Origin of the sequence: Streptomyces sp. SCSIO 30461 (genome assembly GCF_037023745.1) — a bacterium.
In the GTDB taxonomy this organism is placed as follows: Bacteria; Actinomycetota; Actinomycetes; order Streptomycetales; family Streptomycetaceae; genus Streptomyces.
Genome location: NZ_CP146101.1, coordinates 538355 through 559034, shown reverse-complemented (window position 1 = coordinate 559034; position 20680 = coordinate 538355). Strand labels below are relative to the sequence as shown.

The 20680-nt window shown below is 68.7% G+C and carries 21 protein-coding genes; 14 read left to right on the top strand and 7 right to left on the bottom strand.

All coding sequences use genetic code 11. The features are described 5' to 3' along the window. Positions 1–3: 3 nt before the first annotated feature. The 5 genes from V1460_RS02645 (at position 4) to pstB (ending at position 4973) form a co-directional block, all read left to right on the top strand. Positions 4–480 carry an NUDIX hydrolase gene (locus V1460_RS02645; RefSeq protein WP_407077588.1) on the top strand — a complete coding sequence of 159 codons (477 nt, stop codon included), beginning with the start codon at positions 4–6 and terminating at the stop codon, positions 478–480. A gap of 357 nt (positions 481–837) precedes the next feature. Beyond that, positions 838–1974 (top strand): phosphate ABC transporter substrate-binding protein PstS, encoded by a 1137-nt coding sequence (pstS, locus tag V1460_RS02640; protein ID WP_338671878.1) that lies wholly within the window; start codon positions 838–840, stop codon positions 1972–1974. Between the two features lie 131 nt (positions 1975–2105). Next, the gene (gene pstC / locus V1460_RS02635; protein ID WP_338671877.1) at positions 2106–3098 is read left to right on the top strand and encodes a phosphate ABC transporter permease subunit PstC; all 993 of its coding nucleotides are present in this window, start codon (positions 2106–2108) and stop codon (positions 3096–3098) included. Continuing rightward, a complete protein-coding gene (gene pstA / locus V1460_RS02630) occupies positions 3098–4171 on the top strand; it encodes a phosphate ABC transporter permease PstA (protein ID WP_338671876.1) in 1074 nt (357 codons plus the stop codon). The genes pstC and pstA overlap by 1 nt, the downstream gene beginning before the upstream one ends. A gap of 25 nt (positions 4172–4196) precedes the next feature. Further along, positions 4197–4973 (top strand): phosphate ABC transporter ATP-binding protein PstB, encoded by a 777-nt coding sequence (gene pstB, locus V1460_RS02625; RefSeq protein WP_338671875.1) that lies wholly within the window; start codon positions 4197–4199, stop codon positions 4971–4973. A 213-nt stretch (positions 4974–5186) separates the two neighbouring features. Here the strand turns inward: pstB and V1460_RS02620 are convergent, their stop codons facing one another. Both V1460_RS02620 and V1460_RS02615 read right to left on the bottom strand, forming a co-directional pair. Next, positions 5187–6185, bottom strand: a complete 999-nt coding sequence (locus V1460_RS02620) for an inorganic phosphate transporter (RefSeq protein WP_338671874.1) — start codon at positions 6183–6185, stop codon at positions 5187–5189. 6 nt (positions 6186–6191) lie between these two features. Beyond that, on the bottom strand, positions 6192–6812 hold the full coding sequence (locus tag V1460_RS02615) for a DUF47 domain-containing protein (RefSeq protein ID WP_026164969.1): 621 nt from the start codon (positions 6810–6812) through the stop codon (positions 6192–6194). Positions 6813–7011: 199 nt separating this feature from the next. Here V1460_RS02615 and V1460_RS02610 point away from each other — a divergent pair, with 199 nt between their 5' ends. Beyond that, positions 7012–7464 carry a metal-sensitive transcriptional regulator gene (locus V1460_RS02610; RefSeq protein WP_338671873.1) on the top strand — a complete coding sequence of 151 codons (453 nt, stop codon included), beginning with the start codon at positions 7012–7014 and terminating at the stop codon, positions 7462–7464. A 10-nt stretch (positions 7465–7474) separates the two neighbouring features. Here V1460_RS02610 and V1460_RS02605 read toward each other — a convergent pair whose 3' ends face one another. The 4 genes from V1460_RS02605 to V1460_RS02590 all read right to left on the bottom strand — a co-directional run bounded on the left by V1460_RS02605 (position 7475) and on the right by V1460_RS02590 (position 10882). After that, a complete protein-coding gene (locus tag V1460_RS02605) occupies positions 7475–7672 on the bottom strand; it encodes a hypothetical protein (RefSeq protein WP_338671872.1) in 198 nt (65 codons plus the stop codon). Between the two features lie 158 nt (positions 7673–7830). Next, a complete protein-coding gene (locus tag V1460_RS02600; RefSeq protein WP_338671870.1) occupies positions 7831–8667 on the bottom strand; it encodes a hypothetical protein in 837 nt (278 codons plus the stop codon). Positions 8668–8984: 317 nt separating this feature from the next. After that, complete coding sequence (locus V1460_RS02595; protein ID WP_338671869.1) at positions 8985–9689, bottom strand: phosphatase PAP2 family protein; 705 nt, start codon at positions 9687–9689, stop codon at positions 8985–8987. Between the two features lie 194 nt (positions 9690–9883). Next, on the bottom strand, positions 9884–10882 hold the full coding sequence (locus V1460_RS02590; RefSeq protein WP_407077587.1) for an NlpC/P60 family protein: 999 nt from the start codon (positions 10880–10882) through the stop codon (positions 9884–9886). Between the two features lie 272 nt (positions 10883–11154). Between V1460_RS02590 and V1460_RS02585 the strand changes: the two genes are divergently transcribed. From V1460_RS02585 to V1460_RS02550, 8 genes are all read left to right on the top strand, one after another. Continuing rightward, positions 11155–11952, top strand: a complete 798-nt coding sequence (locus V1460_RS02585; RefSeq protein ID WP_338671867.1) for a thioesterase family protein — start codon at positions 11155–11157, stop codon at positions 11950–11952. Between the two features lie 241 nt (positions 11953–12193). Beyond that, positions 12194–12328 carry a hypothetical protein gene (locus V1460_RS02580; protein ID WP_338671866.1) on the top strand — a complete coding sequence of 45 codons (135 nt, stop codon included), beginning with the start codon at positions 12194–12196 and terminating at the stop codon, positions 12326–12328. Positions 12329–12712: 384 nt separating this feature from the next. Further along, positions 12713–13021, top strand: coding sequence for a hypothetical protein (locus V1460_RS02575; RefSeq protein WP_338671865.1), 309 nt, complete (start codon positions 12713–12715; stop codon positions 13019–13021). Between the two features lie 290 nt (positions 13022–13311). Next, positions 13312–14148 carry a hypothetical protein gene (locus V1460_RS02570; RefSeq protein WP_338671863.1) on the top strand — a complete coding sequence of 279 codons (837 nt, stop codon included), beginning with the start codon at positions 13312–13314 and terminating at the stop codon, positions 14146–14148. Beyond that, positions 14138–15523: a hypothetical protein gene (locus V1460_RS02565; RefSeq protein WP_407077384.1), complete on the top strand. Its 1386-nt coding sequence runs from the start codon at positions 14138–14140 to the stop codon at positions 15521–15523. Before V1460_RS02570 ends, V1460_RS02565 begins: the two co-directional genes overlap by 11 nt. Next, positions 15520–17073 carry an SCO6880 family protein gene (locus V1460_RS02560; protein ID WP_338671860.1) on the top strand — a complete coding sequence of 518 codons (1554 nt, stop codon included), beginning with the start codon at positions 15520–15522 and terminating at the stop codon, positions 17071–17073. Before V1460_RS02565 ends, V1460_RS02560 begins: the two co-directional genes overlap by 4 nt. 13 nt (positions 17074–17086) lie before the next feature. Continuing rightward, positions 17087–18511: an ATP-binding protein gene (locus V1460_RS02555; protein WP_338671859.1), complete on the top strand. Its 1425-nt coding sequence runs from the start codon at positions 17087–17089 to the stop codon at positions 18509–18511. 4 nt (positions 18512–18515) lie between these two features. Then, positions 18516–20048, top strand: coding sequence for a TraM recognition domain-containing protein (locus V1460_RS02550; RefSeq protein WP_338671857.1), 1533 nt, complete (start codon positions 18516–18518; stop codon positions 20046–20048). Here the strand turns inward: V1460_RS02550 and V1460_RS02545 are convergent. Then, positions 20035–20604: a GNAT family N-acetyltransferase gene (locus V1460_RS02545; RefSeq protein ID WP_338671856.1), complete on the bottom strand. Its 570-nt coding sequence runs from the start codon at positions 20602–20604 to the stop codon at positions 20035–20037. The two genes, V1460_RS02550 and V1460_RS02545, sit on opposite strands and share 14 nt — an antisense overlap. Between the last annotated feature and the right edge of the window lie 76 nt (positions 20605–20680).

Below are 20680 nucleotides of genomic sequence, written 5' to 3'. Positions count from 1 at the left end.
GGCATGGGCCCAGGTGGCCCCTTGAGCGGTGCGGGCGGCGAGGTCATCCGCGCTGCGGGGTGCGTGCTGTGGCGCCACGCCATCGTCGCCGGTCACGAGTCGGGCGGCATCGAGATCTGCCTGGTGCACCGGCCGCGCTACGACGACTGGTCGCACCCCAAGGGGAAGCTGAAGCGTTCGGAGGACCCGCTCGCCGGCGCCCTGCGTGAGGTGCTGGAGGAGACCGGCCACCACTGCACCCCCGGCCCGCGGCTGCCCACGATCCACTACCTGGTGAACGGGCGGCCCAAGGAGGTCAGCTACTGGGCCGCCGAGGCGCACACCCCCGGGCACTTCGTCCCGGACAAGGAAGTCGACCGCATCGTCTGGCTGCCGCCCGACGCGGCACACGCCCGGCTCACCCAGCCGCGGGACCGCCGACTGCTGGACGCCCTCATCTCAGTACGCGGGATTTCCGGGCCATTCGGCAGACATCCCTAGCAAAGGGATGTTTCACCGCCGCTGCGAGCGGGCACGGCGTCGCGGACGCCACCAGACGCCACCAGACGCCACCAGACGCCACCAGACGCCACCAGACGCCACCAGACGATCACCGGCTATCCGATCACCACGTACACGACGTGCACCCCCGCCCGGACATCAAGAACTCCCCCGCCCGTCAGGGTTCACCTCCCGTTCACTCTCCCCCGTCGGCCGCTTCACCTGATCTGCCTAATTTCGGGCCTACGAGGTGACCGGCACAGTGCCGGACCACCCACCCCGACGCGCGCCGCCGTAGAACGTCACCGTCACCCGAGACGGCGTCCCGACCGGCGCTCCTGGAAGGAACACCCGAAAGTGAAGCTTCAGCGCAACAACGGGCTTCGCGCCACCGCGCTCGCTGCCCTCGCGGTCTCCGGCGCCCTGGTCCTCACGGCGTGCGGCTCGGACGACAACACTGGCGGCACCACCGGCGGCACCGGTGACGCGAGCAAGGCTGCTTCCAACATCAAGTGCGACGACGCCAAGGGCCAGCTGATGGCTTCCGGCTCCAGCGCCCAGAAGAACGCCATGGACCTCTGGGTCAAGAACTACATGGCCGCCTGCACCGGCGCCCAGGTCAACTACAAGTCCTCCTCCTCCGGCGAGGGCATCGTCGCGTTCAACCAGGGCACCGTGGGCTTCGCCGGCTCCGACTCCGCGCTGAAGCCGGAAGAGGTCGCCGAGTCCAAGAAGGTCTGCACCGGCGGCACCGGCATCAACCTGCCGATGGTCGGCGGCCCGATCGCCATCGGCTACAACCTGCCCGGTGTCGACAGCCTGGTCCTGGACGCCCCGACCCTCGCCAAGATCTTCGACACGAAGATCAAGAAGTGGGACGACCCGGCGGTCGCCAAGCTCAACCCGGGCGTCACGCTCCCGAGTACCCCGATCCAGCCCTTCCACCGCTCCGAGGACTCCGGCACCACCCAGAACCTGGGCAAGTACCTGAGCAAGGCCGCCCCGGACGCCTGGAAGTACGAGCCCGAGAAGAAGTGGCCCGCCCCCGGCGGCCAGGCCGCGTCCGGCTCCTCCGGTGTCGCGGCCCAGGTCAAGTCGGTCGCCGGCTCCATCGGCTACTTCGAACTGTCCTACGCCACCTCCCAGTCCATCCCGACCGTCGACCTCAACACCGGCGCCGGCGCCCCGGTGCAGGCCACCCCGGAGAACGCCTCCAAGGCGATTGCCGCCGCCAAGATCGACGGCACCGGCAAGGACCTCGCCCTGAAGCTGGACTACGCCACCAAGGCCGAGGGCGCCTACCCGCTCGTCCTCGTGACCTACGAGATCGTCTGCGACAAGGGCAACAAGCCCGACACCCTGGGCGCGGTCAAGTCCTTCCTGACCTACACCGCGTCCGACGAGGGCCAGAAGCTGCTCTCCGAGGCGGGCTACGCCCCGATCCCGCAGGAGATCAACGCCAAGGTCCGCGAGACCGTCGCCGGTCTCCAGTAAGACCCGGCACAAAGTCGCCGGCGGCCGGCCAGGCCCGACCGGGCCTGGCCGGCCGCCGCCGACACCATCCGGTGCACCGCCGCCAGGGGACCCGCAAACCACGGACCTCCCCCACCCAGACCGGAAAGAACATGGCTTCCACGACACCCATAGAGACACCGCCGGCCAAGCCGGCCGCCTCGCGCCGGGCCACTTCGACCGGCCGCGCGGGCGACAAGGTCTTCCTGGGCCTCTCCCGGGGCTCAGGCATTCTGCTGCTTGTGATCATGGCATCCATCGCCGTGTTCCTCGCCTACCGTGCCTCCCTCGCGATCTCGAAGGACGAAGGCAACTTCTTCACCACCTTCGACTGGAACCCGGCCGGCAACCCGCCGGTCTTCGGCATCGCCGTCCTGCTCTTCGGCACGATCGTCAGCTCGATCATCGCGATGGCCATCGCGGTCCCGATCGCCGTCGGCATCGCGCTGTTCATCTCCCACTACGCTCCGCGCCGCCTCGCCGCGCCGCTCGCCTACGTGGTCGACCTGCTGGCCGCGGTGCCCTCGATCATCTACGGCATCTGGGGCGCCCTCTTCCTGGTGCCTTACCTGGAGGGCCTGAACCTCTGGCTGGACGAGTACCTCGGCTGGACCTACATCTTCGAGAAGACCGAGATCGGCGTGCCCCGCTCGCTGTTCACCGTGGGCATCCTGCTGGCGATCATGATCCTGCCGATCGTGACCAGCGTCAGCCGCGAGGTCTTCCTCCAGGTCCCGCGGATGAACGAGGAAGCCGCGCTGGCCCTCGGCGCCACCCGCTGGGAGGTCATCCGGATGTCGGTGCTGCCGTTCGGCCGCTCCGGCGTGATCTCCGCCTCGATGCTGGGCCTCGGCCGCGCGCTCGGCGAGACGATGGCCGTCGCGACCGTGCTGTCCCCGAGCTTCCTGATCTCGCTGCACATCCTGAACCCGGGCGGCGGTACGTTCGCCCAGAACATCGCAGCGAAGTTCGACGAGGCCAATGAGTTCGGACGCGACGCGCTGATCGCCTCCGGCCTGGTCCTCTTCGTCCTCACCCTGCTGGTCAACGGCGCCGCACGCATGATCATCGCGCGGCGCAAGGAGTACTCGGGGGCGAACGCCTGATGAGCAACACCGCCATAAAGGACGCCCGCCCCGCCGACGCCGAGCGCGGCACCGGCCTCAGCCGCCGCGGACTGCCCCGCTGGTCCCAGCCCGCCTTCGCCGTCCTGGCCGTCGCGCTCGGCGTCGGCATCGGCGCGGTCGCCGGCCTGGAGAGCAAGGTGCAGTGGGGCCTGATCGCCGCACTGCTGTTCCTGGCGATCTCGTATGTCGCCACCACGGTGGTCGAGAACGCCCGGCAGGCCAAGGACCGGCTCGCCACCAGCATCGTCTGGGTCTGCTTCGTACTCGCCGTGATCCCGCTGCTCTCGCTGATCTGGGTCACTCTCAGCCGCGGCCTCAAGGCACTCGACGGCTACTTCCTCAGCCACTCGATGGCCGGAGTGCCCGGCTTCGAGGAGGGCGGCGGTGTCTATCACGCCATCATCGGCACCCTGGAGCAGGTCGGCCTGGCCACCCTGATCGCCGTGCCGATCGGCCTGATGACCGCGATCTACCTGGTCGAGTACGGTCGGGGCGCGCTCGCCAAGGCCGTCACCTTCTTCGTGGACGTCATGACGGGCATCCCGTCGATCGTCGCCGGACTCTTCATCCTGTCGATCATGCTGCTGGCGGATCTGAAGCCGTCCGGATTCATGGGCTCGCTGGCCCTGACCATCCTGATGATCCCGGTCGTGGTCCGCTCCACCGAGGAGATGCTCAAGCTCGTCCCCAACGAGCTGCGTGAAGCCTCGCTGGCCCTCGGCGTCCCGAAGTACCGCACGATCCTCAAGGTGGTCATCCCCACCGCGGTCGGCGGAATCACCACCGGCGTGATGCTCGCCATCGCCCGTATCGCCGGTGAGACCGCCCCGATCATGCTGCTCGTCTTCGGTAACCAGCTGATCAACAACAACCCGTTCGAAGGCGCCCAGTCCTCGCTCCCCTACTACATCTGGGAGCAGTACCGGGTCGGCAGCGAGGCGTCGTACGACCGCGCCTGGGCCGCCGCCCTGGTACTGATCGCCTTCGTCATGCTCCTCAACCTGGTGGCCCGCGGCATCGCCCGCTGGAAGGCCCCGAAGACCGGCCGCTGACGCGGCGATCTGGAAGTGATCTCTCATGGCCAAGCGAATTGACGTCAGCGGACTGTCCGCCTTCTACGGCTCCCACAAGGCGATCGAGGACATCTCGATGACCGTGGAGCCCCGCTCGGTGACCGCCTTCATCGGCCCCTCCGGCTGCGGCAAGTCCACCTTCCTGCGCACCCTGAACCGTATGCACGAGGTCACCCCCGGTGGCCGCGTCGAGGGCAAGGTGATGCTGGACGACGAGAACCTCTACGGCTCCGGTGTCGACCCGGTCGCCGTACGCCGCACCGTCGGCATGGTGTTCCAGCGGCCCAACCCGTTCCCGACCATGTCGATCTTCGACAACGTGGCGGCGGGCCTGCGGCTCAACGGCAAGTACAACAAGCGCCGACTCAGCGACATCGTGGAGCGCTCGCTCAAGGGCGCCAACCTCTGGAACGAGGTCAAGGACCGCCTCAACAAGCCCGGCTCCGGTCTCTCCGGCGGCCAGCAGCAGCGCCTGTGCATCGCCCGCGCCATCGCGGTCGAGCCGGACGTGCTGCTGATGGACGAGCCCTGCTCGGCGCTGGACCCGATCTCGACGCTCGCCATCGAGGACCTGATCGGCGAGCTGAAGGAGCGCTTCACGATCGTCATCGTGACGCACAACATGCAGCAGGCGGCGCGAGTGTCGGACCGTACGGCGTTCTTCAACCTGGCGGCTGTCGGGCAGCCGGGCCGGCTGATCGAGATAGACGAGACCGAGCGGATCTTCTCGAACCCGTCGGTCCAGGCAACGGAGGACTACATCTCGGGCCGCTTCGGATAGGCCGGTCCCCGCAGGTCTGCCTCGCGGTGCTGCATGGCGGTGCCACCACGGGGCAAAACAGTCGGCCCCCCTCTCCTGGGAGAGGGGGGCCGACTCCTTGCTGTGATCCGGGACTGTGTGATCCGGGCCTCGGTCTGGGTCTCGGAGCCTTCCAGAGCGCCGGCGCGGGCGGACAGCGCTGCTCCCGAAGCCCCGGACAGGACCTGGTAGGACCTAGCCGAACGCCAGGTTCACCACCCAGAAGCTGAGCGCCGCCACACCCGCCGCCGCCGGCATCGTGATGAACCAGCCGAGCACGATGTTCTTCGCGACGCCCCAGCGCACCGCGTTGACCCGCTTCGTCGCACCGACGCCCATGATCGCGGAGGTGATGACGTGCGTGGTCGAGATCGGCGCGTGGAACAGGAACGCGGAGCCGAACATGATCGACGCCCCCGTGGTCTCCGCGGCGAACCCCTGCGGCGGATCAAGCTCGATGATCTTCCGACCCAGGGTACGCATGATGCGCCAGCCGCCCGCGTACGTACCCAGGGACAGCATCACAGCGCAGACGATCTTCACCCAGACCGGGATGGGGTCACCGAAGTCCTCGACATCGGCGATGACCAGGGCCATCACCACGATGCCCATCGTCTTCTGGGCGTCCTGGAGCCCGTGGCCGAGGGCCATACCGGCGGCGGACACCGTCTGGGCTATACGGAAACCGCGCTTCGCCTTGTGCGGGTTCGCCTTGCGGAACATCCACATGATCGCGCACATCACCAGATAGCCCGCGAGCAGACCCACCAGCGGTGACACGAACATCGGGATGACGACCTTGTCGACCACCCCGCCCCAGATCACTTCCGTGCCGCCCGCCAGGGCCGCGCCCACCATGCCGCCGAACAGCGCGTGCGAGGACGAGGACGGCAGGCCGAAGTACCAGGTGACCAGGTTCCAGATGATCGCGCCGACCAGCGCGGCGAAGAGGATGCCCATACCGCGGTCGCCCTTGGGCGTCGCGATCAGGCCCTCGCTGACGGTCTTGGCGACCCCGCTGCCGAAGAACGCACCGGCGAGGTTCATCACCGCGGCCATCGCGAGCGCGGCCTTGGGTGTCAGCGCGCGGGTGGAAACCGACGTCGCGATGGCGTTCGCGGAGTCGTGGAATCCGTTCGTATACGTGAAGAAGAGCGCGACGCCGATGGTCACGACCAGGGCAAAGGTGTCCACGAAGCCTCAGGACTCCTTGACCGCGATGGTCTCCACCGTGTTGGCCACGTGCTCGAAGGCGTCCGCGGCCTCTTCCAGGACGTCCACGATCTGCTTCAGCTTGAGCACCTCGATGGCGTCGTACTTGCCGTTGAAAAGGTGCGCGAGCAACTTGCGGTGGATCTGGTCGGCTTGGTTCTCAAGGCGGTTGACCTCGATCCAGTACTCGGTGAGGTTGTCCATCGTCCGCAGATGCGGCATGGCCTCCGCCGTCAGCTCAGCGGCCCGGGCCAGCACCTCGATCTGCTGCTCGACACCCTTCGGCAGCTCCTCGATGTTGTAGAGGACGACCAGGTCGACGGCCTCCTCCATGAAGTCCATGATGTCGTCCAGCGACGAGGCGAGGGAGTAGATGTCCTCGCGGTCGAATGGCGTGATGAACGAGGAGTTCAGCTGGTGGAAGATAGCGTGGGTGGCGTCGTCCCCCGCGTGTTCCGCGGCCCGCATGCGCTCGGCGATCTCGACCCGGGCGGGTCCATCCGCCCCAAGCAGTTCCATCAGGAGCTTGGAGCCCGTGACGATGTTGTCCGCGGAAGCGGCGAACATGTCGTAGAAGCTCGTCTCCCTGGGGGTCAGACGAAATCGCACGTGGGTTCCTCGGGGTGCTGGGTTTGGGTCAGGCTGATGCTAGGCGCATCACCCGGCCACGGCTAAACGGCCTTCCTTCAGTGTGGCCCATCGGGCACTGTGATCAGCACAGGGCCCTGCCGCAACCAGCAGGGATCGGTACCATATACCCGCGAGGGGTATATCGGACAGGACGCCCAAGGGACTTCGGGAGCACGCGATGACGACCACGGACACGGCCTCGGGCCCGACGTCAGCCTCGAACGCGCACTCGCACACAGACGCGGGCGCGAAAACGGCTTCGGACCGGCCGCCGGCCTCGGACCCCGCCTCGGACGACACCGCGCAGCCGACCGCCGCGCACACCCCGGCCACCATCCACGAGCACGGCGTGCACGGCTACCACGAGCAGAAGGACGAGCACCTGAAGCGACTGCGTCGCATCGAAGGCCAGGTCCGCGGCCTCCAGCGCATGGTGGCGGAGGACACGTACTGCATCGACATACTCACCCAGGTCTCCGCCTCGACCAAGGCGCTCCAGTCCTTCGCGCTCCAGCTCCTGGAGGAGCACCTGCGCCACTGCGTCGCCGATGCGGCGCTCAAGGGCGGGGACGAGATCGACGCGAAGGTCGAAGAAGCCACGAAGGCCATCGCCCGCATGATGCGGACCTGAACGGGGGCGGTCAGCGGCCGCCGGCCTCCGCCGGGGGGCAAGGAATGCCCGCGACGGCCGGTACGGCGACGTTGAGCACCTCGTCGATACGGTCGGAGCTGAGCCGCTCCCCGTCCGCGGCCGACGCGGCGATCATCAGCTCACCGCACAGCTCGATCTCGGCGAGAGCCACGTGGTCCTGGACTGTCGGCGTACTGGGCGGAGCCACGTGCTTTCACCTCTTCCAGCCGGTGTCGGCTTCCAGCGTAGGGAGCGGAGCCCCCGACCCGCATGGCACGTCCGGACCATTTACCGACCTACCCGAATCGCGGGACGTTCCACTCCTGCCCGTTAAGCGGTTTATAGGACCCGTGGGTTCGATGTTCGCTATACACGGACCCGCCCCGTGTACAGGTCCCGACGAGCCGGAAGCTCCACGAGGACCGGCGCCCCGAACTCATACAGCAGCGTCGTAGACGAAACGGCGACCGTACGGCCCTGGTTGGTGAAGCTGAACTGATGGCGCACCTTCCGCAGTCGCCCGGCGTCATCGACATAGGCGTCGAAAGGAACGGCGTCCTCCGTGAACCCCTTCGCCGCGGCGGCCAGCGCGCCCCGCACCGTGGGCGAGGCGGCCTTCGCCGCGGCGCCGATGTCGGCGACACCGCGGTAGTGCGTGACCTCGACACCAGCGAGGTCCACCCGGGCCACGTAGTCCACCGTCCGCACCCCCCGCAGCAGTTCGGCCGCCGCTGCGGGGTCGGTGGCACCGCCGGTGACCAGGTTGCCGTCCTTGAGGGTGGTGATGTCGACCCGCACCCATTTGCCCGGCGGCACTCCGGCGCCCCGGTCCTTCATGTACAACGCACCGGGCGCGAGCAGCTCGGTGACCGGCAGGTGCTCATCGCTGCCCGCAGGGTCCTTCGGCAGCACGACCCGCAGTCGGCCCATTCCCCGCCGGAAGTCATAGCCGCCATCCCCGCGGATGGTCACCCGGGTGCCCCCCGCGGCCATCTCCATGGAGGTGCGGGCCTTGGAGGTGCCGTGCTGGGCGAGCACGTCGGCGGCGTTCCGCACAGCGGCCGTGAGGTCGCCGGTCGGCCGGGCGTCGGCCACCGCGTCACCCCCGCCGGAACAACCCGTCGCCGCGACCATCCCCACCCCTGCGCCCACCATGGCGGCGAAGGCACACGCCCCGCCCCTGAGCCTGTGCAGCACCACCATCGCCGGCATCCCTTCCTGGACCCACCCGCCCGGGATAACGACGGCCACCGGGGGGCCGTCACGGCAAGTACCGTGTGGTCCGTGGATCGGGAGCACCGGGAACATTCAACGGACACAGCCGAGCGTGGCTCGTTCTGTGTGGCTCGGTGCAGCTGTGGCTGGCGGGGGCCGGCCCGCCGTTCCCGTGACCGCGCCAGGACCGACGCGCAGGAGCACGAGACGGATCCGGGAACGGTGGTGTAGGCAGCGGGAACGGCGGTGCAGGGGTGTAGCGGTCGGCAGCGATCCGGGCGGGGACCGGGCCGGTCCTGCGTCGGTCAGGCGGCCAGCCCGGTCTCGTGCCGCTCCAGTTCCTGGTCGCGCTCATGCTCCCGCTGTCGGCTCCGCGCGACGGCACGCCGCGACCGTACGAGCCACCCGGCCCGTCCGGAGCGGGCGAGCGCCGCCAGCGGCGGGTTCAGCAGCGCGAGCGCCAGCGGGGCGAACAGCAGGGTGACCGCCGTACCGAGCGCGAACCCGCCCACCACGTCGGTCGGATAGTGACCACCCAGATAGACCCGGGAGCACCCTTCCACCAGCGCCAGCCCGATCGCGGCGAGCCCGATCCGCCGGTGGGCCATGAACAGCCCGACCCCCAGGGCCATCGCCATGGTGGCGTGGTCACTGACGAAGGAGAAACCGGTCTCGCCGCCCACCAGGACCTCGATGCCCTGGTGCTCGCGGAAGGGACGGGGCCGTTCCACGAAGTCCCGGATCGGGATGTTGACCAGCAGGGCCGCACCGGCCGCGAACGGTGTCCACACCAGGGCGGCCAGCGCCGCGCCGGCCTCCCGGTCGTCCCCCAACCGGCGCACGGTCCACCAGCACCAGAGCATCAGCAGGACGATGGCCGTGATGATCCCGTACTGCCCGGCGAACTCCACGGCACGGTTGAACCAGGGCGGTGCCGAGCTTGCCAGGCCATTGATGTCATGGAACAGGCTGACGTCGGGATTCGTCCCTTCGCGTCCGAGTCCAGCCATGTGTCGCGGCCCCTTGCCTGTTGCCTGACGTACTGCGCCGCCTGGGGAAACGACCCGCTTCGCGGGCGCGTTCCGCTCATTGCGGATCTCCACGGAACGATCACCGCGACGTTATCGAAGAGTGATGGGCGGTCGCACCCCAGGGCCTCGGCTTCACTCAGGGTCCACGCCCCCGACACCCCGTCAGGTCCCTGTCACCGTCCGCCCCCTGTGGTGGGAAGCGCCGCGGCACCCTCCTCCGTGACCCTGGTCGCGCCGAAGTAGTCGGGCGTGTCGATCTTGTCGAAGCGGATCACAGCCCCGGTGAAGGGGGCGTTGATCATATAGCCGCCGCCGACATAGAGGCCGACATGCCGGATCGCACGCGAGTTGCCGAGATCGTCCGAGAAGAACACCAGGTCGCCCGGCAGCAGTTCATCGCGCGAAGGATGCGGACCCGCGTTGTACTGGTCGTTGGCGACACGCGGCAGCTCGATCTCCACGGTGCGGTACGCCGCTTGCGTCAGCCCCGAGCAGTCGAAGCGCCCGTTCTGCTCCGGCGTCCCGTTGCCGCCCCACAGATACGGCGTCCCGAGCCTGCTCTGCGCGAAGTCGATCGCGGCCGCCGCCTGCCGCGACGGCTGAAGCCGCCCGACCGGCCTGGCGAAGCTCGCCTCCAGAGCCCGGATGATCTTGACGTAGTTCTGGGTCTCCCGGATACGAGGGACCCCGCCCGCCTTGATGACGCGGTCGGCACCCGCGTTGTAGGCGGCCAGCATGTTGGCCGTCGGATCGCCCGGCACCGATTTGACGTACCCCGCGAGCTCGCAGTCGTACGACGCGGCGGACGCGATCGCGTCCGCCGGATCCCAGATGTCGCGGTCGCCGTCTCCGTCCCCGTCGACACCGTGCGCCGCCCACGTACTGGGGAGGAACTGCGCCATCCCGCGCGCGTCGGCGTGGCTGACCGCCTTCGGGTTCCAACCGCTCTCCTGGTACAACTGCGCTGCCAGCAGCGCGGGATTGACGGCAGGGCAGAGCGTCCCCCACCGCTGCACCATCGAGTGGTACACGGCCGGTACGGCGCCCTTGACCAGCGCGACCGGCCGCCCGCCCTGCTGGGTCCCCATCAGCCCGGCCGCCGCCGAGTACGTCCCCACGACGAGCAGCGCGACGAAGCCCAGGCACAGCCCGAGCCCGGCACCGGTGGCCATCCATACTTTGCGCACCCTTCAACAGTGCCTTATCGAACGGGCCCTGACACCCCATTCGAATGTCCGACGGCCGACCACGTCGCGACGGCGAGCACGGCATCGGACCCGCCGGACCACCGACCACCCGACTGCCGGACCACCGCGTCGGGGAGCACCAACCGCACCTGGGGTCACCGCCCCCGAGCCCCTGGCACCACCCGGTTACCCGCAGGTAGCGTGCGGGGTGCACCCATCGCGGAGTCACAGCGGACGAGCAGGAGAGGCAGCCCGTCATGGCGGAACCCGAGGCGTTCTACGAGCGGATCTCCGAGAACCGCTTCACGGCGACCGAGCACACCCGAGGCCCCTGGGACGCGCACGCCCAGCACGCCGGACCGCCCGCGGCCCTGCTGGGGCGGGCCATGGAGGAGCGGCCGGGGGCACGCTCCGACATGCGGCTCGCGCGAGTGACGTACGAGATCGTGAAGCCGGTGCCGATGCGGCCGCTCGAAGTGAGCGTGCACGTGCTGCGCTCGGGCCGCAGTGTGGAACTCGTGGAGGCCTCCCTCACCCCCGAGGGCGGGACACCGGTGATGCTGGCCCGGGCACTGCGGGTGCGCACCCTGCAGGAGCCCGGCCCCGCGGTCGCGGACGGTGCTCAGCTGCCATCCCCGGGCGAGACCGCCGACACCCCCTTCTTCTCGGTGCCGTGGGACATCGGCTACCACACCTCCATGGAGACCCGCTTCACCGAGGGGACCTTCCGCGCACCGGGACCCGGCACCTGCTGGATGCGGATGCGCCTGCCCCTCGTCGCGGGCGAGGAGACCCGCCCCCTGGACCGCGTACTCGTCGCAGCCGACTCCGGGAACGGCATCAGCAACGTCCTGGACTTCAACCGGCACGTCTTCGTCAACGCCGACCTGACGGTCCATCTGCACCGCCACCCGGTGGGCGAATGGGTGTCCGTCGAGGCCCGAACAAGCGTGGACCCGGCCGGAATCGGCCTCGCGGACTCCCGCCTGCACGACGAGAAGGGGCCCATAGGACGCGGCGCCCAGAGTCTTTTCGTGGCATCTCGACAGACCTGAATCTGACGCTCCGTAGCGCTCCGGAGTCGTAGCGCGGCGATTCCAGAAGCCCGGACACCCCTGAACAGGATCGCGCCGAACCCCCCAAACCAAGCCATGACCAGGCAGTTGACGAAGTAACAAAGTTCTCCGGCCCGCCACTGTGACCCGGACCGCACTCCACTACCCTGTGTCACGCAGCCAGGAAGGCTGTGAACCATCCCGCCGACGACCAACGGCGGGCAGCACCACAGGAGAGCACATGAGCAACGCAGGAAACGTGGGGGAGAAGATGCGCCGGGCCGGCGACTCCGGGGGAACGATCGCCGCGCTGATCGTCATCTCACTCATCGCCATATCCATGGCCCTGCTCGGACTGCTTGCCATCCGAGCCTGAGCTGACACCCCGGCAGGGCGGGCCACGGCAGCGTGCCGACGGCCCGCCCTGCCGCATGGGTGCCGCACCGCCCCTCGCCGCCCCGCACCCCGACCACATGCCGGCCGCACCGGCACTCTTGACGCTTTGACACCTTAAGTGTCTAAACGACAGTCATTGCCCGAAGTCACCCTCCGTGATACACAGAGTGCCCATACGGGTACTCGCGCCTGAATCACACCAGCGCCGCCGCAGGTCAGCGCGATCGGTTCGGTCACCTGTGCGGGGATCGGGTAAAGAGACCAACCAAGTCGGCGCACGATACCGGTTTCATCAGCGAAGATAGAGCGTGACCCATGCCGAGTGGCAAGGGCGTCTAACTACCCGACAGGGGCGGTGAGTTACATGATCCTGGCAGCCGAGAAAGGTGACATCACCACCATCATCGGTGGAATCGCCCCGAACTGGGGCCCCTTCGGAACTCTGGGAAACGAAGCTCGCGTGATGATCGAGGTCGTGATGGCGGTCGCCATCCTGCTGTGCCTGGGCATCGCGGTATGGGGGGCGGCCAAGCAGCGCATCGGCGCGACCGCGCTACGCGACACCTTCAGCGCGGAACAAGGCAAGGGCCTGATCGTCGCCGGTCTGACGGGCGTCTTCATCATCGGTTCCCTGGGAACCCTCTTCACCATCGTGTACGGAATGGCCGTCTGACCCTCCATCACTCAACTCATCCCCCACCCCGATCCCAGCTTTCCCACCCTTCACCCCATCATTTCGCCACCACACCATCCGCCCGTCGCACCCACCGACAGAGGTTGCGTCCCCCTGATGTCGAGTCATCACACCGCGCCCGCGCGGACACCAGCACGGCTACCTTCGTATGACGGCCCCGGCCACGAAGGTGCGCACCGCTGGCACGAGGACCTCTGGCGAGGGGGCCACCGACACGGACACGACAGCGAAGGCACGGCACCGCAGACGGCTGAGGGGGCGTACGCGGCATGAACTTCGACGACGGGCACGACGAGTTCGACACGGACGTGGGCGGCACGGGCCAGACCCGCACACGGCTCCCTGAGACCATCACGGTCTCCGATGTCTACGGGGGCGCCCGGCGCCCCATGCGGAACTCCCGCTCCCTGGTCACCGCCGCCGGCGTGGTCGTCCTGCTGATCGCCGCCATCGCCTTCGCCAACCGCGGCAACGGCTCCGCCCCCGCGTCGGACAGCGCCCGGCAGGCCCGCACCGCCGCCCCGACCGCGGCCACCGGGGTGCGGCCCGTGGCCGGGAAGGACGGCGAGATCCCCAAGGGGTACGCCCACGACGAGCAGGGGGCGCAGAGCGCGGCGTCCAACTTCGCCGTCGCACTCGGTTCAGCCGACATGTTCCAGCGCGAGAGCCGGCACCGCATCGTCGACGCTGTCTACACCCCGCAGGCGGCAGCTGCGCTCAAGGACCCCCAGGACAACGCGTACTCCGCCGCCTTTCTGGCCAAGCTCGGCCTCGATCCGGACGGCGACGCCCCCGAAGGCAGCACCTTCGTGTCCCGGACCATTCCCGTCGGCACAAAGATCGATTCCTTCTCCGACACCAAGGCCACAGTCTCCGTCTGGTACACCGGCCTCGTCGGCATGGCGGGCGAAGGGTCGAAGGATCCTGTCCGCACCACCTGGAAGACCTGGACCTTCCGACTCCAGTGGACCGGCAACGACTGGAAGGTCGCCGAAGACTCCGAGAAGGAAGGCCCCGCCCCGGTCCCCGGTGACCTCACCGCGTCCGGCTCCGAAGAGATCAGCAAGGCGGTTCAGGAGTTCGGAGGCTTCACCTATGCCCGGTAGTCCGCGCCCTCTTCACCGGCCTCTTCCGCGCCGTGCTGCCCGTACCCGCGCCGCGCGTGTCCTCGCAGTCCTGGCAGGGCTCCAGACCACGGCCATGCTCCTCGCCACCCGAGCCGCGGCTGCGCCCAGCCCATCGCCCACACCCAGCCCTTCCGGAAGCGCCGACGCCTGCCGCTATCTGCGCGGCCACGCCAAGCGCTACTGCGAGCAGGGCCAATCCGCAGACGGGTCCGTAAGCCCCGCGCCGCCGGACCCCACCACGGCCCTCGACCCTCTCGGCTCCCTCGCCCGCGGCTGCGCCGAAGCCGCCGGCTCGATCATCGACGCCCTGTCCAAGGCCGTGAAGTCCACCGCGGAAGTGGACTTCACCAACAGCACCTTCCTCGCCCAGTACGCCATCGTCTTCGCCGCCTCCACCTTCCTCACCCTCCTCCTCTGGCTGCTGGCCGTCGCCAAACGCGCCATCCGCGGCGTCCCGCTCATGACCGCCATGTCCGAGGCCATCGGGTTCCTCTGGCTCACCGTCCTCGCCTCCGCGTTCACACCGCTGGTCCTCTACACACTCGTCTCGGCCACCGATGCCGTCACCGCCGTCATCGCATCCGGCACCGGCGGCCAGACCGACGTGTTCTTCGGCAGCTTCAAGCAGGCACTCGACAAGGGCGACTCCATCGGCGGCGGCCCGATCATGCTGATCATCGTGTCGCTCGTGACCGTACTCGCGGCCGGCGTGCTCTACCTGGAGCTGTTCATCCGCGCCGTACTGCTCTACGTCGGCGCGCTGCTCGGCGTCGTCGTCTACTCCGGGCTCGTCGACAAGAACCTCTGGGGACACGTACGCCGCTGGGCCGGGATCATGATCGCGGTGATTCTCGTCAAGCCGGTCGTCATCATCGTGCTCGGGCTCGCCGGAGCCCTCTCCGGCGACGACGGCCCGAACTCCTTCTCCGCCGTCGTCACCGGCCTCTCGATCATCCTGCTGGCGATCTTCGCCTCAGCCATGATCTACCGCTTCGTGCCGGGCTTCGGCGACGAGATCGCCGCCTCCCGCAACAACCGCATCCAGAACAGCGCGGAAAGCAAGGCCGCCGCCGTCATCAGCTCCCCCGCCGCCCTCGTCTCCCAGGGCATCAAGACCCACAGCAGCCGCAGCCACCAGCAGGGCGACCCGTCCGGCAGCGGCACGCGCCCCGCCGGATCCGTCGCCGGCGGGGTGACCGCACACGGCGCACGGGGTGCCGGCGTAGGGACGTCCGCCGCACCCGCACCCCGTAGCGGCGGCGGATCGGGCACAAGCACCAGCACCCCGCACAGCCACCGCAAGAGCACCGGCTCAGGCACCAGCACAGGAACCACAGGAGGTGGAGGGCGTTGACGACGCAGTCGCAGCCCATCGCGCCCCGCCGCACGTATCTCATCGGCCGGGCACGGCCGAACGCGATCGTCGGCAAGAACCGCGAGACCGGCGAGATCGCCCTGATCATCGCCGGCGCGTTCCTCGGCATGATGAGCGGACTGCTGGTCCCCGTCCTGTCCCTGCGGATCGTGCTCCTCACCGGCTTCCCGCTGCTGGCGCTCGCCGCCGTGTACGTCCCGTACAAACAGCGCACCTTCTACCGCTGGTTCGAGATCAACCGCAGCTACAAGCGCACCCTTCGCCAGGGCACCCGCTACCGCTCCGTCGCCATGGAGGCCGGCACCCGATTCGACGGCCGCGAGATCGAGATCGGACTGCCGCCCGGCATCGGCCGGATCAACTGGCTCGCCGCGCCCTTCGGCCCGGACGAGATCGCCGTACTCCTGCACGCCGACCGCCGCACCGTCACCGCGGCCATCGAGATCGAGGGCCCAGGCGTCGGGCTCCGCGACAGCGAAGACCAGGAAGCCCTGGTAGACCGCTTCGGCACCCTGCTCAAGCATGTCGCCAACGGCGACGGCTTCGTCACCCGCCTCCAGATGCTCGCCCGCACCCTGCCCGCCGACCCCGACGCCCACGCCAAGGACGTAGCCCAGCGTGGCGACTCCTCCTCCCCCGGCTGGCTCCGCGACTCCTATGACCAGCTCCAGTCCATGGTGTCCACCTCAAGCGAGCAGCACCGGGCCTATCTGGTCGCCTGCATGCACTACGGCCGCGAGCTCGCCGCCGAGGCACACACCATGGCTCGCGCCGCCCGCCAGGCGTCCGGCGCCAAGAAGCTCGACAAGGACGCCGGCCTCGCCGTCGTCATGGCCCGCGAGCTCACCGACATCTGCGCCCGCCTCGCCGAAGCCGACATCCGCGTCCGCCAGCCACTGGGCCAGGCCCGCCTCGCCTCCCTCGTGCACTCCATGTACGACCCCGACCATCCCATCGACCACATCCAGGCGATGACCCAGCGCAACGCCTGGCCCGCCGAACTCGACGCCCTCGAACCGACCTATCTCCAGGCCAAGACCCGCGAGTCCGCCACCCGCGCCCCCTGGTGCCACGCCACCGCCTGGGTGAAGGAATGGCCGATGACCCCAGTCGGCGTCAACTTCCTCGCCCCGCTCCTCGTCCACACCCCTGACGTGATCCGCACCGTCGCGGTCTGCATGGACCTGGAGCCCACCGAGGTCGCCATCGAACGCATGCTGACCGAGAAGACCAACGACGAGGCGGAGGCCAGCCGTGCCGCCAAGATGAACCGCACCATCGACCCCCGCGACCTCGCCGCCCACAGCCGGCTCGACCAGCGGGGTGAAGATCTCGCCAGCGGCGCGGCAGGGGTCAACCTCGTCGGGTACATCACTGTGTCGTCACGCACCCCCGAGGCATTGGCCAGGGACAAGCGCACGATCAGAGCCTCGGCGGGCAAGTCGTATCTCAAGCTGGAGTGGTGCGACCGCGAGCACCACCGGGCCTTTGTGAACACGCTGCCGTTCGCGACCGGTATCCGCCGATAGGGGCCCTGATCCGATGCGAGATCCGCTCACCGCCCTGACCGAGTCCTTCACCGCCTTCCTCTTCGGCAAGGTCGAGACCACCCGACTGCCCGTACGCACCTCGACCGGCCAGGCCCAGGCCGTCTATCTGCCGACCGCCGCGCCCGGACTCGGCGACTCCGGCGTGATCATCGGCCGTGAGGTCTACAGCGGCAAGGGCTACATCTATGACCCCTTCCAGCTCTACGGCCAGCAGCTGCCCGCGCCCCACTGGCTGGTGCTCGGCGAGTCGGGAAACGGCAAATCGGCGCTGGAGAAGACCTACGTACTGCGCCAGCTGCGATTCCGCGACCGTCAGGTCGTCGTACTCGATGCCCAGGGCGAGGACGGCGTCGGCGAATGGAATCTGATCGCCGAACAGCTCGGCATCACCCCGATCCGACTCGACCCCATGGCCGCCCTCGACAGCGGTATCCGTCTCAACCCGCTCGACCCCGCGATCACCACCACGGGCCAGCTCGCACTGCTTCGCACGATCATCGAGGTCGCGATGGGACACGGGCTTGACGAACGGTCGGGCTTCGCCCTCAAGGTCGCCCACTCCTACGTCAACGACACCATCACCGACCGTCAGCCGGTACTGACCGACATCGTCGAACAGCTGCGCCACCCCGAACCGGAGTCGGCGGCGGCCATGAACGTCGCCATAGACGACGTACGGGCCTGGGGTCTGGACGTAGCCCTCGTCCTGGACCGGCTGGTCGACGGTGACCTGCGGGGCATGTTCGACGGACCGACGACGGTCGGCATCGACCTCGACGCCCCCCTGATCGTCTTCGACCTCTCCCATATCGACCGCAACTCCATCGCCATGCCCATCCTGATGGCGATCGTCGGCGTCTGGCTCGAACACACCTGGATCAGGCCCGACCGCAAGAAGCGGATCTTCCTGGTCGAAGAGGCTTGGCACATCATCAACAGTCCCTTCGTCGCACAGCTCTTCCAGCGGCTCCTCAAGTTCGGCCGCAGGCTGGGACTCTCCTTCGTCGCTGTCGTCCACCACCTCAGCGACGTGGTCGACGGGGCGGCGGCCCGGGAGGCGGCGGCGATTCTGAAGATGGCGTCCACCAGAACCATCTATGCCCAGAAGGCCGACGAGGCACGGGCCACCGGGCGGGTGCTCGGACTGCCGCGCTGGGCCGTGGAGATCATTCCGACGCTCACCCCCGGTATCGCGGTATGGGACGTCAACGGAAATGTCCAGGTGGTCAAACACCTGGTCACGGAAGCAGAGCGGCCGCTCGTCTACACGGACCGGGCCATGACCGAGTCCTCAGCCATCGAGCTACCGGAGGACGTACGGGCTGCCGAGTGGGAGACGGAGCAGCGCGCGGCCTTCATCGAACAGCAGCAACGCATCGGTGATTTGTCCGAGTCCTCCGAGTCGACGGTGGCCTGAGCCTATGCCGCGCGAGCTGCCGAGACACGGTGAGAGGCACGAGGAGAGGCACAGGGAAGGGGGCGTCCCGGACGGGCTGCTGGTCGGCCTGCTCGCCTTCCTCATCGGAGTGACCCTGCTCGTCTGGACGGCGACCGGGCTCGCCGGCCTCATCGCCCGCGGCGCGTGGCCGGACGGTGTGGCGTTCACCCGGACCCCGGTCGCCATACGGGCTCTGCTCTCGCAGCCGCACGACCTGGCCGGGGCTTGGCCGGACACCCCGGCGGGTCAGCTCTCCGGATACGGGCTGTTCTGGGGCCTGTTCATCGGCGAGTTGATGGTCCTGGTGGTACTCACCGTGTTTGTGCTCGGGACACTGGCCCGCCTGCGGGCAGTACGGACGGCGAGGCGTACGAAGCCCCTCATGGTCACCGCCCCCACGGTCTCGGTCCCGGAGGTCCAGCCCCTGGCTCAGGCCGAGTCCCTGGCTCAAGCCCAGGTCCAGGAGCAAACCCAGATCCAGGAGCAGCCAGTCCCCGCGCCGCGAGCCGGCACCGTTCCGCACGAACGCGCGGAGCCCGGCTCAGCCCTGCTCAGCCTCGACGCCCCTGAGCCCCGGAACGACGTGCGACGCGTCCTCTACGGCGGCCCCGCCGCCCGCCGGCCCGCCGCCGTCCAAGCCGTCCTCGACGCCCGAGGACCGGTACTCGTCGTCACCTCCGACCCCACCGTGTGGTCCGAGACCAAGGACACCCGCGCCAAGCTCGGTTCCGTCCTCGTCTACGACCCCGGCCACCTCTGCGACACCCCTGGCCGCCTCCACTGGTCTCCCACCACGGGCTGCGAAGACGCCGACACAGCCGCAACACGTGCGGCGGCCCTGCTCGTCCCGGTACGCCCGCCCGCCCGCATCGACGCGGCGATGGCCGAAACAGCGGAAACGCTCCTGCGCTGCTGGCTGCACGCCGCCGCCGTGGATGGCAGGGCGTTCAAGCAGGTCCACCGCTGGGCGCAGGGCAACAACGCCCATGAGCCTGTACGCATCCTGCGTGCGCACCCCAAAGCCGCGTCCGGTCTCGCCGGTCTGCTGGAGTCGGCGCTCACCGCGTACCCCGAGCGCCGTGAGCTGGCCCAGGAACTGACGGCGCGAGCACTCGCATGTATGACTTCGATCCATATCCGAGAAGCCTGCACACCAAATCGAGCAGATTCGCTCGCGCTGGAATCATTTGTGGTCGAGGGGGGCAGTCTCTATGTGGTGGGTGAACCCATCGAGGATCCCCGCACCCACCCCGGAGCAATGCCTCTGCTGACCGCCGTCACCTCGAGCGTGGTCGAGCACGGCCGCCGCATGGCCGCACGGTCATCCGACGGTCGGCTCGACCCACCACTCACCCTTGTGCTTGACGACGTCGCCGCGGTGGCCCCGCTACCGCTGCTGCCCGAGCTACTGGCCACCGGTGCAGGCCAGGGCATGCCGGCGTTCGCCCTGCTCCGCTCCCGCGAACAGGGCCGGGCCCACTGGCCGGCCGCCGACCGATGGCTCAGCGGCTGCTGAGCCCACCACCACGAGGCAGCTCGTACTCCACTTCCATGGCCGTGTCGTCGCCCGGTACCGGAGACTTCCCGCCGCTGGGCACGAAGCCGATCCGCCGGTAGAAGGCCTCAGCACGGACGTTGTCCTCGTGCACATACAGCCGCACACGCTTGATCCGCGGGTCATCGAGGCTCCACGACCAGTCGACGGCCGCCCGGAACAACTCGTCGGCCAGCCCGTGTCCCCGTGCGTCCGGTCTGACGAACACCGCGACCAGATGTGTCTGCTCGACCGTCGCCTGCTCCCCGAACCGTGCCTCTTCGCCCGGCCGTTCCACCAGTACGGTCACCGTGCCGTCCCAGCGTCCGTCAGCCGCCTCGGCAATGAACTGCTTGACCCGCACACCTTCCGCTGCACTGCTCGCACGCTCCCGCCAGAAGTCGTCGGAGCGGTCCGCTGCCTGCTCATAGGTCTCCAGAAAGGCGAGATGAGCGACCGGGTCCTGCAGCGCGGCCAACCGCAGGTCCCTGGCCTTCTCCCACTCATCAGCGCGGATGGCACGAATAGCGTGTTCCATACACTGATCGTCATGGCCCGCCTGGCGGTTCGTCAACACGAAATCGGCAGGACGTCCCGACACCGGTACTGAACGC

What these genes read in the sequence shown, in the direction of transcription:
- V1460_RS02645 (WP_407077588.1), top strand. Translation starts at nt 4, where the DNA reads ATGGGCCCAGGTGGCCCCTTGAGCGGTGCGGGCGGCGAGGTCATCCGC.
- pstC (WP_338671877.1), top strand. Translation starts at nt 2,106, where the DNA reads ATGGCTTCCACGACACCCATAGAGACACCGCCGGCCAAGCCGGCCGCC.
- pstA (WP_338671876.1), top strand. Translation starts at nt 3,098, where the DNA reads ATGAGCAACACCGCCATAAAGGACGCCCGCCCCGCCGACGCCGAGCGC.
- pstB (WP_338671875.1), top strand. Translation starts at nt 4,197, where the DNA reads ATGGCCAAGCGAATTGACGTCAGCGGACTGTCCGCCTTCTACGGCTCC.
- V1460_RS02610 (WP_338671873.1), top strand. Translation starts at nt 7,012, where the DNA reads ATGACGACCACGGACACGGCCTCGGGCCCGACGTCAGCCTCGAACGCG.
- V1460_RS02600 (WP_338671870.1), bottom strand. Translation starts at nt 8,667, where the DNA reads ATGGTGGTGCTGCACAGGCTCAGGGGCGGGGCGTGTGCCTTCGCCGCC.
- V1460_RS02595 (WP_338671869.1), bottom strand. Translation starts at nt 9,689, where the DNA reads ATGGCTGGACTCGGACGCGAAGGGACGAATCCCGACGTCAGCCTGTTC.
- V1460_RS02590 (WP_407077587.1), bottom strand. Translation starts at nt 10,882, where the DNA reads ATGGCCACCGGTGCCGGGCTCGGGCTGTGCCTGGGCTTCGTCGCGCTG.
- V1460_RS02585 (WP_338671867.1), top strand. Translation starts at nt 11,155, where the DNA reads ATGGCGGAACCCGAGGCGTTCTACGAGCGGATCTCCGAGAACCGCTTC.
- V1460_RS02580 (WP_338671866.1), top strand. Translation starts at nt 12,194, where the DNA reads ATGAGCAACGCAGGAAACGTGGGGGAGAAGATGCGCCGGGCCGGCGAC.
- V1460_RS02575 (WP_338671865.1), top strand. Translation starts at nt 12,713, where the DNA reads ATGATCCTGGCAGCCGAGAAAGGTGACATCACCACCATCATCGGTGGA.
- V1460_RS02570 (WP_338671863.1), top strand. Translation starts at nt 13,312, where the DNA reads ATGAACTTCGACGACGGGCACGACGAGTTCGACACGGACGTGGGCGGC.
- V1460_RS02565 (WP_407077384.1), top strand. Translation starts at nt 14,138, where the DNA reads ATGCCCGGTAGTCCGCGCCCTCTTCACCGGCCTCTTCCGCGCCGTGCT.
- V1460_RS02555 (WP_338671859.1), top strand. Translation starts at nt 17,087, where the DNA reads ATGCGAGATCCGCTCACCGCCCTGACCGAGTCCTTCACCGCCTTCCTC.
- V1460_RS02550 (WP_338671857.1), top strand. Translation starts at nt 18,516, where the DNA reads ATGCCGCGCGAGCTGCCGAGACACGGTGAGAGGCACGAGGAGAGGCAC.
- V1460_RS02545 (WP_338671856.1), bottom strand. Translation starts at nt 20,604, where the DNA reads ATGGAACACGCTATTCGTGCCATCCGCGCTGATGAGTGGGAGAAGGCC.